Below are 16,612 nucleotides of genomic sequence, written 5' to 3' on the forward strand. Positions count from 1 at the left end.
TTTTCATTTTAGATCCTAAATTGATTTTTGATATTGATTTTTGATACTGCAATTGGAATTTGGAATTTAAAAATTAGATTTTAACTTTTACAACCTTACTTCAATCCCATTATTTCTCAATTCTTCTTTTAAATCCTTAATCTCAATTTCCTTAAAGTGAAAAACACTCGCAGCCAAAGCAGCGTCAGCTTTTCCCACTTTAAACGAATCTACAAAATGCTGAATATTTCCTGCACCACCAGAAGCAATTATTGGAATATTAATTAAAGTTGATAATTTAGCCAAAGCTTCGTTTGCAAAACCATTTTTAGTTCCGTCATTGTCCATTGAGGTAAATAGAATTTCTCCTGCACCACGTTCTGCCACTTCAACTGCCCAATCAAATAAATTGAGTTCTGTTGGTACTTTCCCGCCTACTAAATGCACAATCCATTGTCCGTCAATTTGTTTCGCGTCAATCGCAACCACAACGCATTGGCTTCCGAATTTCTGAGCCAAGTCATTAATCAACTGCGGATTTTTTACTGCCGATGAATTAATCGAAACTTTATCAGCGCCATTATTCAGCAGAATCTCCACATCTTCAACAGACGAAATTCCACCGCCAACCGTAAACGGAATGTTGATTTTCTCCGCAACACTTCGCACCATATTGACCAAGGTTTTTCTGCGTTCTTCCGTTGCCGAAATATCCAGAAAAACCAATTCATCAGCACCTTCTGCCGAATAAATTTCTGCCAGTTCAACAGGGTCTCCCGCATCGCGCAAGTCCACGAAATTAACGCCTTTTACGGTTCTTCCGTTTTTTATATCCAAACAAGGAATAATTCTTTTTGCTAACATTTTTTTAGTTGTTTCACAGAGATTCACGAAGATTTCGCAGAGCTACGCAAAATTTTGTGAATGTTTGCGTTTACTTTGTGCGTCTTTGTGAAATTCTCTAGTTTTTTTTATTCGAATACAGGACTTAAAAACGTTCTTTCGTAACTTATAATACACCTTGTGTCTTCTGCAAGTTTAAAAGCTTCTACACATTCCTGATCGTCTTTTGAAAACATTGCTTTTCTATAATTCTCATAATCAGCAAAACTCGGAAAAGAGAACAATGCATAAGCAATATTATTCGCTCCTTCAGATGGCATAAAATAACCGTGATGCTTTCCTCCCAAACGATTTACGATTTTAATCCATCTTTTACCGTAATCCTCAAAAACGGCTAATTAATAAGGATCTATAACGTATTTTAAGTGACAAGTTATCATAATTTTATTTTTTAAATGAGCTGTTTTCAGTTATTCCACAGAGATTCTCTAAGATTTCCACAGAGCTTAACAAAGATTTTAGTGAATCTCTGTGCTTTACTTTGTGCATCTTTGCGAAATTATCTATTTATTTAAAATATAATTTTCAAGTTGTTTCAAAGTAATTCTACCTTCATAAATCGCTTTTCCAATGATTGTTCCTTCACAGCCTAATTCGGCTAATTTTGGTAATTCTTCGAAAGTTGAAATTCCGCCGGAAGCAATTAATTTTACTTTTCTAGAAATTGTTTTATCGTCTGTAATTATATTTCCCTGATGTAATATTTTTTCATACAAATCAAAACTTGGCCCTTCCAACATTCCGTCTTTTGCTATATCAGTACAAATTACGTAATCAATTCCTTTTTTCATGTATTCTTTAATAAACGGAATCAAATCTTCATTTGAATCTTCTAACCAGCCTGAAATCGCTACTTTTTCATCTTTGGCATCGGCACCCAGAATAATTTTTTCCGAACCATATTCTGAAATCCATTTTTCGAAAATAGCCCTATTTTTTACAGCAATACTTCCGCCCGTAATTTGGTTTGCTCCACTTTCAAAAGCAATTTTTAAATCTTCATCTGATTTTAAACCACCTCCAAAATCAATTTTCAAACCGGTTTGTGTTGCAATTTGTTCCAGAATTTTATAATTGACAATTTTGCTCGATTTTGCACCGTCAAGATCTACTAAATGCAAATATTCGATTCCGTGTGCTTCGAAGGATTTCGCCACTTCAAGCGGATTTTCGTTGTAAATTATTTTAGTGTCATAATCCCCTTTGGATAAACGAACACATTTTCCGTCAATGATATCTATGGCTGGTATTATTCTCATGTTTTGTTATTTTAGATTTCTGATTTTAGATTTTAGATTCTAAAAATTGAAATTGATTTTTGATATTGCAATTGCTATTGATTTTTGATATTGATTTTTTGCAATTGGAATTTGGAATTTTTAAAAATTGGGATTTAATTTAAGAAAGTTCTCCAATATCTTCTCCCCAACTGCTCCGCTTTTCTCGGGATGAAACTGAGTTCCGTAAAAATTATCTTTTTGTAAAGCCGATGCATATTCCAGTTCATAATTCGTCGTAGCAATAGCTTCATCGCAATTTGGAACGTAAAAACTATGTACCAAATACATGAATTCATTCTCTTTAATTCCTTTAAATAAATCCGATTTTAAATCATAAATCTGATTCCATCCCATTTGCGGTACTTTTACTTTCGATGTAAATTTAATGACATCAACATCAAAAATCCCTAACCCTTTGGTATTTCCTTCTTCAGATGAATTACACATTAATTGCATTCCAAGGCAAATTCCCAAAACAGGTTGTTTCAAAGTCGGAATCAAACTGTCTAAACCGCTTTCACGAAGTTTTGTCATTGCTGAACTCGCTTCTCCAACACCAGGAAAAATCACTTTATCAGCCGCCAGAATTTCTTCCGGATTATTACTCAAAACAGCTTTAAAACCAAGCCTTTCAATAGCAAACATAATGCTCTGAATATTTCCTGCTCCGTAATTTATAATTACTATTTTCATTTATATTAGTCTTAAAGTTGTAAAGTCTAATGTCTTAAAGTCTCTGCTGAATATCCATAATTTATGAAATCTTTCAACTTTATGACTTTCAACTTTTGACTTATTAAAGCATTCCTTTTGTGCTTGGTAAAATCATCTTTTCCGTATCTCTTTTCACCGCTACTTTTATCGCTTTTGCAAAAGCTTTAAAAATCGCTTCAATTTTGTGGTGCTCGTTTGTTCCTTCGGCTTTGATGTTGATGTTGGCTTTTGCGCCGTCAGAAAATGATTTAAAGAAATGATAAAACATTTCTGTTGGCATTTTGCCCACCATTTCACGTTTAAATTCCGTTTCCCAAACCAGCCAGTTTCTTCCGCCAAAATCAATTGCTACTTGCGCTAAACAATCGTCCATTGGCAAGCAGAAACCGTAACGTTCGATTCCTAATTTATTTCCTAATGCCTTTGCGAAAACTTCACCCAAAGCAATAGCAGTATCTTCAATCGTGTGGTGCTCATCGACTTCTAGATCGCCTTTTACCAGAATTTCCAAATCCATTTGACCGTGACGTGCAATTTGATCTAACATGTGATCAAAAAAAGCGATTCCGGTTTCGATTTTACTTTTTCCAGTTCCGTCAAGGTTTAGGTCTATAAAAATATCCGTTTCATTTGTTTTACGAGTAATCGAAGCCGAACGTGCTTCAAGTTTCAAAAACTCATAAATTGTTTTCCAACTAGTTGTCTGTAAAACAATTGTATTATCTAATTCCTCACGTTTCGACGAAATCTCATTGCTTCCAGCTCCGTCCGTCATATTCATGAAAATGGCTTTTGCGCCCAGATTTTTAGCCAGTTCAACATCTGTCAAACGATCTCCCAAAACAAATGAATTTTCTAAATCATATTCCGGATTATTCAAATATTTTGTCAACATTCCCGTTCTTGGTTTGCGAGTTGGTGCATTATCGGCAGGAAAAGATCTGTCTACAAAAATATCATCAAACAAAACTCCTTCATTTTCAAAGGCTTTTAAGATAAAATTCTGCGTTGGCCAAAACGTATCTTCCGGAAAACTATCCGTACCAAGTCCGTCCTGATTGGTTACCATTGCTAATTCGTAATCTAATTCACTGGCAATTTTAGCCAAATATTGAAACGCTTTTGGATAAAATTCTATTTTTTCCAAAGCATCTAATTGTAAATTTTCAGGTTCTAAAACAATCGTTCCGTCACGATCGATAAAAAGTACTTTTTTCATATTATATTTTTTTGTTTGCCACGAATTTCACTAATTTAAAATCTATTAATCATTTTAATCTATGGCAAAAACTTGCGTTCTTAGTTTAAATCCTTGCGAACTTTGTGGTTAATATTTTGGGCGTGTCCCTCCGGGTCGGGCTTTCGGCTATATCTTTTGTTCCGTTTCTCTTCACAAAAGGATATCGCCTCAATCCCTCACGCAACTGGTAACGAGATATTTTTTTCTACAAGTTTAAAAAACTATTACATCTGTTTTGACAAATATTACTTAATTTTAAAAATTAGATATTATCCAATATTTGATCAGCCAATTCCCTTGCTTTAAGTCCAAATCCATTTACTTCTCCAGAACTTAAAAGTATTTTCTGCCCTACTGAATATTTTGGATTTAATCGATTATCCGCTAGACCATTGTTGTGCATCAAACAATTACGTACATCATTTACAAATTTTATTTCCGTTATAATTGATGCAGTTAAACCTTTCATATTTTTCTCAATAAATTTTATTTTTTCAGAAAAAGTTAATCTCTTGGCTTGTTCAACAGCAACTAATAAAATTAGATTATCACCTTGTTCTCTAATAGTTTTAAGAGATACTTTAATATCATTTTTATCAGGATTATTACTTAAATATTTTATAATGCATTTAGTTAAATAATCTTCAAAATGAGAAAAACCTAACAACAAAGCTGAAGTTGTTATATGATTTCTATAATTATCGAAATCATTTTCATATAACTGTTCAATAGTTAATCCAACATTAAAACGGTCATGTTTTTTTATTTGGTTATAAACTTCTTCATCAGAAACATCTAAAAATCCAATTAATAAATTTAATTGCTTAATTAAATAATCTATATCACTCACTTACTTTTAGTTTAATTGTTTCAATTCCTTTATCAAAACTGCATTTTCCTCTGGAATTCCAATCGTAAAGCGCAAACAATTTTCGCATAAAGGCTGAGTTGTTCTGTTACGAATTACGATTCCTTTTGCAATTAATTGATCGTATCTTTTATTTGCATCATCAACTTTTACTAACACAAAATTTGCTTCGGTTGGATAAACTTTTTCAACAAAACTTACATCAAGTAAAACTTTAAGTAACTCTTCTCTTTGCTCAATAATAGAAGCTATTTCCTGTTTTATTTTATCCAAATCATTCAAACGAAGAATTGCTCTTTGCTGCGTTAATTCGTTTACATTGTACGGAGGTTTTATTTTGTTTAAAACTGAAATTACAACTTCAGAACCATAACAAATTCCTAAACGAATTCCGGCAAGACCATACGCTTTTGATAACGTTTGTGTAATAACTAAATTTGGATATGTATCGATTTCTGTCAACCAGCTTTCTTTACCTGAAAAGTCAATATAAGCTTCATCAATTACAACTAAACCTTTAAAATTTTGAAGCAATTTTACGATACTTTCATCTAAAAAAGAATTTCCTGTTGGATTATTTGGCGAGCATAAAAAGATGATTTTTGTATTGTCATCAATGGCGTCTAAAATCTTTTCTACTTGCGGCTGAAAATCGGTTGAAAGTAAAACTTCTCTGTTTTCGACCGCGTTAATATTAGCCAGAACGCTGTACATTCCGTATGTTGGCGGCAACGAAATAATATTGTCAATTTTTGGCTCACAGAAAGCTCTGAAAAGCAAATCCAAAACTTCGTCGCTTCCGTTTCCTAATAAAATCTGACTTGATTTTACGTTATTATTCTTCGCTAAAATCGCTTTAACCGAACTCTGCTGCGGATCCGGATAACGATTCACACCGTTCTGGAACGGATTTTCATTGGCATCCAAAAAAATCATTTTCGCAGTATCAAAATCCTCAAACTCATCACGCGCAGACGAATATGGTTTTAATGTTTTTACGTTTTCACGTGTTATTGTATTTATATCGAATTCCATTTTTTTTATTTTTAAGGAGAGGAAAGAATCAAGAGACAAGAAAATAGACTTACGTCAAATCCTATAAATCTAGCTTCTCTATTCTTGCTTCTCTATTCTTGCTTCTCTATTCTTGCTTCTTGCATCTTTCTTCTATAATCTATTCTCTTTATTCTAAACTCGCCAACCTCAATGTAACAGCATTTTTATGCGCTTGCAATCCTTCGGCTTCAGCCATAATTTCAATCGCTTTCCCGATGTTTTGAATTCCTTTTTCAGATATTTTCTGAAAGGTCATTGATTTCATAAAACTATCCAGATTTACTCCGCTGTAATTTTTGGCATATCCGTTAGTTGGAAGCGTATGATTTGTTCCTGACGCATAATCGCCAGCGCTTTCCGGCGTATAATTTCCAATAAAAACCGAACCTGCATTTACAATTCCGTTGCAATAAAAATCATCATATTCAGAACAAATAATAAAGTGTTCCGGTCCGTATTCGTTGATTAAATCTAAAGCGATCTGATCATTTTCAACATAAATTAATTTTGAATTTTCAATTGCTTTTTTGGCAATTTCTTTTCGTGGAAGAACTTCAACCTGAATTTGAATTTGTTTTTCAACGGCATCAATCAGTTTTTTTGAAGTCGAAACTAAAATCACCTGACTATCAGTTCCATGTTCTGCTTGCGACAACAAATCTGAAGCGACAAAGGCAGGAATCGCCGTATCATCAGCTACGACTAATAATTCTGAAGGTCCTGCCGGCATATCAATTGCAACGCCAAATTGTGTTGCCAATTGTTTTGCCACGGTTACAAACTGATTTCCGGGTCCGAAAATTTTATACACTTTAGGAATTGATTTTGTCCCGAATGTCATTCCGGCGATTGCCTGGATTCCGCCTACTTTTAAGATTTTAGTTACTCCGCATAAATTAGCAGCGTATAAAATCGCAGGATTTATTTTTCCGGTTTTATCTGGCGGCGAACACAAAACAATTTCTTTGCAGCCCGCAATTTCTGCCGGAACTGCTAACATTAAAACGGTTGAAAATAAAGGCGCGGTTCCACCGGGAATGTATAAACCAATCTTCTGAATTGGTCTTTTTTCCTGCCAGCAATTAACCCCTTCGATAGTTTCAACTGAAATTTTATCTGTTTTTTGCGCAGTATGAAATTTTAATATATTTCCTTTTGCTAACTGAATCGCTTCTTTTAATTCGGTTGAAATTGAATTTACGGCTTCCTGAATTTCTTTTGGTGAAACTTCGTAATTTTCTAAAGCGATTCCATCGAAGATTGAAGTATATTTTGCAACGGCTTCATCTCCTTTTTTCTGAACTTCTTTAAAAATTTCTTTTACCGTAACTTCGATATCATCGATCGTTTTGGTTGGTCTTTTTAATATTTCTGACCAGGTATCTGGTTTTGGATTGTCAATTTTATTCATTTTTTTTTTTGCTTTATGCTATAAGCTGTAGGCTTTAAGCTTTTTTAACTGTGTCTTTTTTGGGCTTAAAGCATATTGCCTGTAGCCTAAAGCGAGCAAAGCTCTAAAGAACCATTTTCTCAATTGGGCAAACTAAAATTCCTTCGGCTCCAGCCTCTTTTAATTTGTCTATTACATCCCAGAAAGTGTCTTTGTCAATTACCGAGTGAACACTGCTCCAGCCTTCCTGAGCTAATGGCAAAACGGTTAAACTTCTTAAAACGGGAAGAATTTTTCCAATTTCGTCAATTTTATCGTTTGGTACATTCATCAGGATATATTTTGAATTTCTGGCTCTTAAAACTGCCTGAATTCTAAACTTTAAAGTATCTATGTGTTTCTGAATTTCAGGAGAAACCTTTGGTGAAACAGCTAAAACTGCTTCACTTTTCAGGATTACTTCTACTTCACGTAAATTATTTTTGAATAAAGTACTTCCGCTTGAAACGATATCAACAATTGCATCGGCAAGACCTATGTTTGGGGCGATTTCTACCGAACCTGAAATTTGGTGAATATCAACTTTTAATCCAAAAGAATTGAAATATTCGTTTACTGTATTGGGGTAAGAAGTTGCAATACGTAAACCGGCTAAATCCTGAATAGAGTTGTACTCAAAGGTTTTAGGAACGGCAACAGAAACTTTGCATTTTGAAAATCCAAGTTTTTGAATTACTTCAATATGTTTTCCTTTTTCTACTAAAAGATTATCTCCTACAATCGCCAGATCTACCACTCCGTCAATTAAATATTGTGGAATATCTGAATTTCTAAGGTATAAAACTTCTAAAGGAAAATTTGAAGCTTCGGCTTTTAACTGATCGTTTCCGTTGTTGATAGAAATACCGCAATCTCTTAGAATTTGAATGCTGTCTTCGTTTAAACGACCTGATTTTTGAATTGCAATTTTTAACGTACTCATTTTTTTTGTTTTTGTTGAATTAATAGTCTGAGTACAAAGAATAGGAATTAAAAAACCCGTTTGATGTACTCAAACGGGTTTTAAAATATGATGATTTACATGCATACCATTAACACATCGCCTGAGAGCAATTATGAAAATGATGATGATGTAATTGAATAGAAATCATGACTTGGTTTGTTTTATAATTCTTTGATTCGTTTGCAAATATACTAGTTAATTTCATGAAAAAACAATTTTTAATTTAACTTAACGATAGTTTATTGTTAAAAAAAAGCTGAAGCATAGTTTCTATCCTTATTTTTTAAATCTAAGATAACGTTTGCATCTTTTCGTTAAAACTCAAAATCACCGTTGTCCCTACTTCTATTTCACTTTCGATTTTGAACTTAATATGAAGCAACTCTGTAATTCTTTTTACAATGGATAATCCTAATCCAGTACCTTTAATTTCAGGATGATCTGTTGAATTTGATCTAAAAAACGGATTAGAAATCGACTCTAAATCCTGTTTTGCAATTCCGATTCCGTTATCTGAAATTTTGCAGTTTATTTTTTCATTTTGTCTGGAAAGTATAACATTTACTTCTCCGTCTTTATTAGAGTATTTAATTGCATTAGAAATAATATTTCTAAGAATTGTAATCACTAAAAAATGATCTGATTCAATATAATAATCTTCCTGAGCATCAAATTTTATCTTAATATTTTGATTCGTTATTTTCTCTGAATTCAGTGTTAAAACGTCCAAAACCAATGAATTTAAATAAACCGATTCCGTAACAACATTCTTTTTTTGATTTTCAAATCTTGCCATTAAAAGCAGCTGATCTACTAACGTATTTAAATGATCTACTTCATTAATGCAATAGTTTATTTTTTCTTCATATTCCTTGTTATCACGCGGTTTACGAATTAAAACTTCAAGAGTTCCTTTAATAACTGTCAAAGGAGTTCGCAACTCATGAGAAGCATCTGATGTGAATTGTTTTTCACGTTCCATAGCGTCTTCAATTCGGTTTAACAAATTGTTTATGGTTTTAGAAAGGGTGTATAATTCGTCTCTTGTTTTGGGAAGCTGGATCCGCGTTTTTAAATTGTCTTTGGTAATAATTTTCGAAGTATTAATTATTGCATTTATAGGTTTTATACTTCTTCCGGCAAAAAAACGTGCTATAAAAAACAATAATAATAAGATTCCCAAAAAAGACAAACACATGATGTCAAACAAATTATCTAAAACCATTGTAGAATCTGCCAGAGACATTGCAACAATTATATATCCTATTTTTTTGTTTTTTATATGAAGCGGAACCTGAATTTGCCTGATAGCGTGATCCCCCATTTTAGTATCAAATAATTCAAAATCCTGAACACTATCATTAAATTCAAGGGTTTGGGTTTTAAGATTTGGGGCTTTTTCAATAATTTTTTTATTTAGATCTAAAAACTCAACAAAAACAGGATTTACATCAACTGTATTATGCTCGCGTTCTTTCCATTCTTCTTCATCAATAAGGATTACTTTGCCCCTAACTTCTTTAATTTCTTCAAGATGATTGTGAATTTCTACCTTAATATTTTCATCTATATGGCTGTAAACGGTGTGTTTTACAATAGAATAAATAACCGAAAATACCGCTACAATCAGCAATCCTGTTGTAATAATATAATTTAAAGCAATTCTGTTTTTAAAGGAAAGCTGTGCCATTTATAAGTCGTTAGCGATATAACCAATACCGCGAATTGTTTTAATATAATCTTCTTCAATCTTCAAATTAAGTTTTTTTCGAATCGCATTCATAAAAACATCAATTACTCCTGTGTCATATTCAAAATTGATCTCCCAAACATCTTTTAAAATTTGGTTACGGGTACAAACTTTTCCTTTATTCTTAACTAAATAGGTCAATAATTCAAATTCACGTTGTGTGAGTGATACTTCTTCGTCATTTTTAAAAACAACATGTTTGGATGAATCAATCTTTATGGTTCCCAGAGTCAATATTTCTGAACCTTTTTGATTTCGAAAATGAATTTTTATTCTTTCTACTAATTCCTCAAAGCTAAAAGGCTTTTTGATATAATCATTGGCTCCGGCTTTTAATCCTTCAATAGTTTCCTGAATAGTATCTTTTGCTGTTAAAAAAATTATGGGAGTTGTTTGATCCTTAACTCTTATGGCTTTACATAAATCTAATCCGTTGATTTTTGGAAGCATCCAATCTAATAAAATCAAATCAAATTTTTGAGTCTGAATCAATTCAAAGCCTTTTGAGCCATCATTTGCTGTGGTAACCTGATATCCTTCTTCTTGCAGACCTTGTTGCAAAAACTGAACGATACCCAATTCATCTTCAACTATTAATATATGCATTTATTTGTTTGTTAAGATTATATCCTTTTTTTATTATTCAAAGATAAATATTTTACGACTTTGAAACTGCTTAAAATCACGATAATAACGCAAACAACTTTATCTTAAGTAAACATTAAGTTAACCGTAAGCAAGGTAAAAGCATAACTTCATCTGGAACTAATGAATCAGAATTAATTTTGTGAAAAATTAATTTCATGACATTTTACAAGAAGTTTTCTCCGTTTTACAATCTTGCATTATTCTATTTTATCGTAAGCTTTGTTTTACGAATCGTTTTATTTTTTCATCCAATAACTCAAAGTTCGTTTACAATAATCGAAAGTATAAAGATCTTTAGTTTGGGTCTTATTTCAGACTTTTTTGTTTTTGTGATCGCCAGTTTATTTTTATGGCTGTATCTGATTTTTATTTCAAATTGTAAATACAACAAACCTTACGGCTATATTATTCTGGGCTTTTTTATTGCTTTGTTTCTATACATCGCTTCGGGAAAAAGTATTCTGGATGAATATGGCGGTGCTTTGCCAAGAATTGTTTTGATTTTTATCGGAATTAAAACGGCTCTTTTTGCACTTATGCTTTTTGTTCCAAAATTAAGAGACAAAATCAGATATTGGCTGTTTGCTTTTGTGTTGTTTTTATACGTTTTATTGATTTTACAAAACGGTTTGAGTGAATATTTTTTCTGGAATGAATTTGGCGTTAAATACAATTTTATTGCAGTTAATTATTTGATTTACACTAATGAAGTTATTGGAAACATTATGCAGTCTTATCCGGTTATCCCGATATTTTCTGCGTTGTTTTTAGTAACGGGAATTGTTACCTATTTTATTCTGAAAAAATCTAAGAATTATATCAATGAGATTCCGTCGTTGAATGAAAAGATGAAAATTAGCGGCATTTATCTGGGTTTGTTTTTAATCTCTTTGATTGCGATTCCGACTCTGGCAAAAACAGAAAATTCTAAAAATGTTTTTGTGAATGAACTACAAGCTAACGGATTATATAAATTTTACCTTGCTTTTGAGAACAACAAACTTGACTATTTTAAGTTTTACAAAACGCTTTCAAACGAGAAGGCTTATGGTATTTTAAAACATCAATTGCCCATTTCAGGAGAAAGTACTATCCGAAAAATAACGAGCGATTCTGCAGAAAATCATAAAAATGTGGTTTTGATTACTATAGAAAGTTATAGTGCCGAGTTTATGAAAACATACGGAAACAAGGAAAATATCACGCCTTTTTTAGATAGTTTAAAACAGAAAAGTTTAGAATTTACCAATCTTTATGCTGCAGGAAACAGAACTGTTCGCGGTCTTGAAGCGGTAACTTTATGTTTGCCTCCAACTCCGGGTGAAAGTGTTTTGAAAAGAGAAGACAATAAAAATAAATTTTCGACAGGAGCGCTTTTTAAACAACGAGGTTATAACGTGAAATTCATGTATGGCGGTGATGCATTTTTTGATAATATGCAGGATTTCTACTCTGGAAATGGTTATGAAATTGTTGATAAAGCTAGCTTTTCACCTGAAGAAATTACGTTTTCAAATGTTTGGGGTGTTTGTGACGAAGATATGTACAACAAGGCGATTAAGGTTATGAATGCCGAAGCGAAGGAAAATAAACCTTTCTTTAATCATATTATGACGGTGAGTAATCATAGGCCTTTCACCTACCCCAATAATAAAATTGATATTCCGGGTGATATCAAATCTCGTGATGGCGGGGTAAAATATACGGATTATGCCTTGCGAAAATTCTTTGCAATGGCGAGTAAACAACCTTGGTTCAGGAATACTGTTTTTGTTATTGTTGCAGATCATTGTGCTTCGAGTGCGGGTAAAACGCAACTTCCGCTAGATAAATACAGGATTCCGGCTTTTATTTATGATCCTGTAGCGCAACCTGCAAAATACAATCAGTTGATGTCGCAAATTGATTTAATGCCAACACTTTTTGGATTATTGCATTTTAGTTATGAAAGTAAATTTTTTGGTGAGGATGTTTTAAAACCGGATTATAAACCGAGGGCTTTTATTGCAACTTATCAGGATCTGGGTTTGATAAAAGATAATGTTCTAACGGTTCTATCGCCTAAACAACAAGTAAAACAGTTTGATTTGCAAATTAATCCTAAACCCGGAATTGCTCCGGAATATCAGATTTATTATAATGAAAAGTGTCTAAAAACGAAAAGAACTGATTTGATTAACGAAACAATTTCTTTCTATCAAACGGCTTCTGATATGTTGAAAAAGAAGCAATATCAGAAGTAAAATTAAATTCCAAAATTATGAGTTCGTAGGTTTTGTGTATGTTGGAGAAAATGGCACACGGATGACACGGATTTGAACTGTTTGACGCGGATTTTTATTTTTTGTTGTCTTGCTTCTTGTCTCTTTTCTATTGTCTTGCTTCTTGCTTCTTGTCTCTTTTCTATTGTCTCTTTTCTATTATCTCGCTTCTTGTCTCTTTTCTATTATTCTGATGTTTAAATCCCACATAATTTTAAGCAAAAATAAAAGCCTCAAATTCATTAAAATTTGAGGCTTTTATTGTTTTTGTCTGAGAACTGAGACTAAAAACTGCTTTAGTCTGTAAAACTGAGACTAAAAACTGCTTTAGTCTGTAAAACTGAGACTGAGAACTATTTCTAGTCGTTCTGATTTCTCATTCCGAAAAGATCACCTTGCTGGAACATTTTTTGATCGTCTTTTAAAGCCTGGTAGTTTCTTTGTGTAACCGCCGGCGCATCAAGACCGCTTAAATCCGGTTTTCCTGCATTTACCCACGCCGTATACCAGAAACTTGCTGTTGCTGTAATGGCTTTTCTCATTTGGCTTTCAACCATTCCGTTCAATTGTTCGTGCAGTTTCTTTGCATATTCATCAGAGAAAACAGCTGTATTGTATTTGCTTTTCAATACTTTTCCATCAGCATCCATTTTAAAAACTTGATTTTCCGGAGTTGCCGTTCTTAGTTTTTTATCAATGTCTAATAATGGCTGAGCAAAACTATGTGTGTCGTTGATCATCTTCCAGATTTCTTTATGAACATCTTCATAATAAACTGCCTGAGGAACATTTAACTTGTAATTTTTAGCAAATAACTCAGGAAGTTTGCTTTCCCAAAGTGAGTGAATCCCTTTTTGATCGCTTAATTGTCCATCATGATTAGCAGAAGTATGCAGCGGCATGTGTGCATCACCAATATAATGACCTAGATCTGCAGCAAGAAACAAAATTTCGGCTCTGTTCTTATCTTTAAACGCTTTTGTTAGTTTTGCCATCATATCTTCAATATACCATGGTAAAATACCGTTGTCATTCAAGAATTTAGCATCGTATTTTTTCTTTGCTGCTTCCATAGATTGTGGAATACTGTCTACAGCTCCAAAATTTTCCATGTCAAAATAATGTCTTGGGTTCTCATCTTTATAGTTTAAAGCATATTTACGAATGTCCGGAACTGATGCTTCTTGTGTAATAAAATCAATGTGATTGTAAAAAAACACTTGTATTGATTGAGGCAAAGCCATAACAGCGGCTTTGTTGATGCGTTCGTGACCAACGATTCCCCAGGATAGTGTCAAAAATCCAATAGCTAATACGAATAATGCGATTAGTTTTGGTTTCATTTTAAAGTTTTTCATTTTTGTATTTTGTTTGAACTGCAAATTTATTTTTTTTAAATATAATTCAAAAGAATACCTGAAAAGATTATGTTAATTTAATTTCGTATAAATTTTAAACGATATTAGTGATATTAGTTCATATTGAAAGTTTCTTTTGTAAATTCGTGCTGTTTTTTATTCTAAATTCTAAAAATATGCGCCTAATCCGTTTTTGTATCGTTTTTTTATTATTTTCTTCAATTTGTTTGGCGCAAGATGATATCATCCAACTCAAGAATGTTAGCGATACAATCTTAAATACTAAAAGGACTTTAAAAGTATCTGACCCTTTTGATGCTGTAAAAACAATGCAGAAATTGTTTCCGGGTAAATTATATAAATTAGATGATCGTAATACATTTATAAGCTGGAATTGTAAAAAGTGTAAAGCAACTCCATACAATGATGCAAATGGCGTTGAAGGCGATCAGGATTTTCCTTATGAAAGAGGTGTTGCTACAAGAGTTCTTGACAATATTGCTTACACAGATTCAAAAGGAAATCAGTTTAAATTATTGCTTTTTAATCATTCTGTTTATGATGAAGACGGATTGCAAACCGGAAGATTTTCCGGCGGTCTTGTTGGTGTAGCTAAGTTTGCCAAAAATGATAAAGTCTGGGAAATGAGATCGTTTCAGCCAGCAATTGCTGCTTTTGGTGCGTTTGCTCAGGCTCCAACTCCAAAATTAATAGAAATTGGCGAGGATCAATATGCGTTTACAATGATTCATGCAAACGGCGGCGCGGGTGCTCCTTATAATGCTTTTTTATATTTAATTGTAGGTTTTGATGGAAAATACCAACCTTTAATGGAAGTAGATAATTATGCATTGTCGAATACCGGGGACGGCTCAACATGGTCAAGTTCTTATAAAATTGTAAATGATAGTAATAAAAAATATTTTAGGGATTTTACGATTACAACAACAGGTTTTTACCGAAAATTTAAGGGCGAAGATGAAGAATATGAGATTGATGTGCCAAAAGAAATAAGTGAAATGGCTAAAACTAAAAAACAATTTAATTTTTCAATAGAACGACATTATTCCTTTAAAGGAAAATAATATAACATTGTTGGCAAGCCTATTGTGAAGTTTTCAAATGTAAAATAATTTCATTTTTTATCCATTAATTCAAATATAAAATTGAAGCTAATCCTAAAGCTGCAATAAATCCCCATAGAATAACTCCTTGTAACAAAGGCTTTACTCCTACTGATTTTAACGTATTTATATTTAAAGTTGCGCCTATTAAAAATAAAGTGATTGTTAAGCCAATTTTTGCAACAGTGACAAAATAAGGTGCAACAATTGCGGTTGCAGGAACATACGAATTTAAAAGCATTGCGAGAATAAACAAACCTATAAAATAAGGAATCTTGATTTTTTGAGATTTGTTTTTGAAAATTACTGCTGTTAAAAGTGAAATTGGAATAATCCATAATGCTCTGGCTAATTTTACGGTTGTGGCAATTTGCAACGCTTCGGCTCCGTATTTATTGGCGGCGCCAACCACAGAACTTGTGTCGTGAATGGCAATTGCGCACCACAAACCAAATTCTTTTTGAGATAAATCAAGTTGATGTCCGATGAACGGAAAAATAAATAATGCTATAGAATTTAGGATGAAAATAACTCCTAATGCAATTGACGTTTGATTTTCGTTTGATTTAATTACGGGAGAAATTGCTGCAATGGCACTTCCGCCACAAATTGCAGTTCCGCATGAAATTAAATGAGAGGTTTTTTTGTCGGTTTTTAACCATTTTCCTAAAAATGTTCCCAAGATTAAAGTGCTGAAAATGGAGAATATCGTTAGTAAAAAACCTTCTTTTCCTGCCGAAATTGCTGCTGTAGCGTTCATCCCAAAGCCTAAACCTATAACTGAAAATTGTAATAAATAAGTTATCGCTATTGCATTAAATTCTACAAACGGATTCCCAAAGACATTGACCATTACCACGCCTAATAATAAAGCAATTGGCGGAGAAATAATCGAAAATAAACACAATGCAATTATTAAAGCAAATATTGCCTGTTGTGCATAAAGATTAATCTGGAATAAATGTGTCGATGTTTGTTGTTGCGTTTTCAAAATAAGGAATTTGATATTTCCTTACAAAGGTCTGCTGTTTATACGAT

General features: G+C 32.8%; 14 protein-coding genes and 1 pseudogene. 2 read left to right on the forward strand and 13 right to left on the reverse strand.

All coding sequences use genetic code 11. The features are described 5' to 3' along the window. Nucleotides 1-87: 87 nt before the first annotated feature. The 11 genes and pseudogenes from hisF to KHA90_RS06560 form a co-directional block, all read right to left on the reverse strand. Nucleotides 88-843, reverse strand: coding sequence for an imidazole glycerol phosphate synthase subunit HisF (gene hisF / locus KHA90_RS06510; protein WP_213296630.1), 756 nt, complete (start codon nt 841-843; stop codon nt 88-90). Between the two features lie 107 nt (nt 844-950). After that, nucleotides 951-1,199 (reverse strand): annotated as a pseudogene (locus KHA90_RS06515) (NIPSNAP family protein); the annotation flags it as partial. 186 nt (nt 1,200-1,385) lie between these two features. Next, entirely contained in the window at nt 1,386-2,141 is a 756-nt protein-coding gene (hisA, locus tag KHA90_RS06520; RefSeq protein ID WP_213296632.1) for a 1-(5-phosphoribosyl)-5-[(5-phosphoribosylamino)methylideneamino]imidazole-4-carboxamide isomerase, read from the reverse strand. Nucleotides 2,142-2,261: 120 nt separating this feature from the next. Continuing rightward, nucleotides 2,262-2,855, reverse strand: a complete 594-nt coding sequence (gene hisH / locus KHA90_RS06525; protein ID WP_213296634.1) for an imidazole glycerol phosphate synthase subunit HisH — start codon at nt 2,853-2,855, stop codon at nt 2,262-2,264. Nucleotides 2,856-2,958: 103 nt separating this feature from the next. After that, nucleotides 2,959-4,095 (reverse strand): bifunctional histidinol-phosphatase/imidazoleglycerol-phosphate dehydratase HisB, encoded by a 1,137-nt coding sequence (gene hisB, locus KHA90_RS06530; RefSeq protein WP_213296637.1) that lies wholly within the window; start codon nt 4,093-4,095, stop codon nt 2,959-2,961. A 283-nt stretch (nt 4,096-4,378) separates the two neighbouring features. Beyond that, nucleotides 4,379-4,966 carry a hypothetical protein gene (locus tag KHA90_RS06535; RefSeq protein WP_213296640.1) on the reverse strand — a complete coding sequence of 196 codons (588 nt, stop codon included), beginning with the start codon at nt 4,964-4,966 and terminating at the stop codon, nt 4,379-4,381. Between the two features lie 6 nt (nt 4,967-4,972). Then, nucleotides 4,973-6,019, reverse strand: coding sequence for a histidinol-phosphate transaminase (gene hisC, locus KHA90_RS06540; RefSeq protein WP_213296643.1), 1,047 nt, complete (start codon nt 6,017-6,019; stop codon nt 4,973-4,975). Nucleotides 6,020-6,167: 148 nt separating this feature from the next. Beyond that, entirely contained in the window at nt 6,168-7,451 is a 1,284-nt protein-coding gene (gene hisD / locus KHA90_RS06545) for a histidinol dehydrogenase (protein ID WP_213296646.1), read from the reverse strand. 103 nt (nt 7,452-7,554) lie between these two features. Further along, nucleotides 7,555-8,412, reverse strand: a complete 858-nt coding sequence (hisG, locus tag KHA90_RS06550; RefSeq protein WP_213296648.1) for an ATP phosphoribosyltransferase — start codon at nt 8,410-8,412, stop codon at nt 7,555-7,557. 310 nt (nt 8,413-8,722) lie between these two features. Next, the gene (locus tag KHA90_RS06555; protein ID WP_213296650.1) at nt 8,723-10,123 is read right to left on the reverse strand and encodes a sensor histidine kinase; all 1,401 of its coding nucleotides are present in this window, start codon (nt 10,121-10,123) and stop codon (nt 8,723-8,725) included. Continuing rightward, complete coding sequence (locus tag KHA90_RS06560; RefSeq protein WP_213296652.1) at nt 10,124-10,789, reverse strand: response regulator transcription factor; 666 nt, start codon at nt 10,787-10,789, stop codon at nt 10,124-10,126. A gap of 197 nt (nt 10,790-10,986) precedes the next feature. On the opposite strand from KHA90_RS06560, the gene KHA90_RS06565 reads away from it, so the two are divergent. Further along, nucleotides 10,987-13,074 carry an LTA synthase family protein gene (locus tag KHA90_RS06565; protein ID WP_213296654.1) on the forward strand — a complete coding sequence of 696 codons (2,088 nt, stop codon included), beginning with the start codon at nt 10,987-10,989 and terminating at the stop codon, nt 13,072-13,074. A 377-nt stretch (nt 13,075-13,451) separates the two neighbouring features. On the opposite strand, the gene KHA90_RS06570 is transcribed toward KHA90_RS06565, so the two are convergent. Then, nucleotides 13,452-14,450, reverse strand: a complete 999-nt coding sequence (locus tag KHA90_RS06570; protein ID WP_213296656.1) for a zinc dependent phospholipase C family protein — start codon at nt 14,448-14,450, stop codon at nt 13,452-13,454. A 176-nt stretch (nt 14,451-14,626) separates the two neighbouring features. Between KHA90_RS06570 and KHA90_RS06575 the strand changes: the two genes are divergently transcribed. Further along, nucleotides 14,627-15,535 (forward strand): glycoside hydrolase family 68 protein, encoded by a 909-nt coding sequence (locus KHA90_RS06575; protein ID WP_213296658.1) that lies wholly within the window; start codon nt 14,627-14,629, stop codon nt 15,533-15,535. 64 nt (nt 15,536-15,599) lie between these two features. Here KHA90_RS06575 and KHA90_RS06580 read toward each other — a convergent pair whose 3' ends face one another. Beyond that, nucleotides 15,600-16,565, reverse strand: a complete 966-nt coding sequence (locus tag KHA90_RS06580; protein ID WP_213296660.1) for a YeiH family protein — start codon at nt 16,563-16,565, stop codon at nt 15,600-15,602. Nucleotides 16,566-16,612: the final 47 nt, after the last annotated feature.

The organism is Flavobacterium psychroterrae (assembly GCF_018380615.1).
Classification (GTDB): Bacteria; Bacteroidota; Bacteroidia; order Flavobacteriales; family Flavobacteriaceae; genus Flavobacterium; species Flavobacterium psychroterrae.

Excerpts from the sequence above, each read along its gene's own strand:
- hisF (WP_213296630.1), bottom strand. The coding sequence starts at position 843 with ATGTTAGCAAAAAGAATTATTCCTTGTTTGGATATAAAAAACGGAAGA.
- hisA (WP_213296632.1), bottom strand. The coding sequence starts at position 2,141 with ATGAGAATAATACCAGCCATAGATATCATTGACGGAAAATGTGTTCGT.
- hisH (WP_213296634.1), bottom strand. The coding sequence starts at position 2,855 with ATGAAAATAGTAATTATAAATTACGGAGCAGGAAATATTCAGAGCATT.
- hisB (WP_213296637.1), bottom strand. The coding sequence starts at position 4,095 with ATGAAAAAAGTACTTTTTATCGATCGTGACGGAACGATTGTTTTAGAA.
- hisC (WP_213296643.1), bottom strand. The coding sequence starts at position 6,019 with ATGGAATTCGATATAAATACAATAACACGTGAAAACGTAAAAACATTA.
- hisD (WP_213296646.1), bottom strand. The coding sequence starts at position 7,451 with ATGAATAAAATTGACAATCCAAAACCAGATACCTGGTCAGAAATATTA.
- hisG (WP_213296648.1), bottom strand. The coding sequence starts at position 8,412 with ATGAGTACGTTAAAAATTGCAATTCAAAAATCAGGTCGTTTAAACGAA.
- KHA90_RS06555 (WP_213296650.1), bottom strand. The coding sequence starts at position 10,123 with ATGGCACAGCTTTCCTTTAAAAACAGAATTGCTTTAAATTATATTATT.
- KHA90_RS06560 (WP_213296652.1), bottom strand. The coding sequence starts at position 10,789 with ATGCATATATTAATAGTTGAAGATGAATTGGGTATCGTTCAGTTTTTG.
- KHA90_RS06565 (WP_213296654.1), top strand. The coding sequence starts at position 10,987 with ATGACATTTTACAAGAAGTTTTCTCCGTTTTACAATCTTGCATTATTC.
- KHA90_RS06570 (WP_213296656.1), bottom strand. The coding sequence starts at position 14,450 with ATGAAAAACTTTAAAATGAAACCAAAACTAATCGCATTATTCGTATTA.
- KHA90_RS06575 (WP_213296658.1), top strand. The coding sequence starts at position 14,627 with ATGCGCCTAATCCGTTTTTGTATCGTTTTTTTATTATTTTCTTCAATT.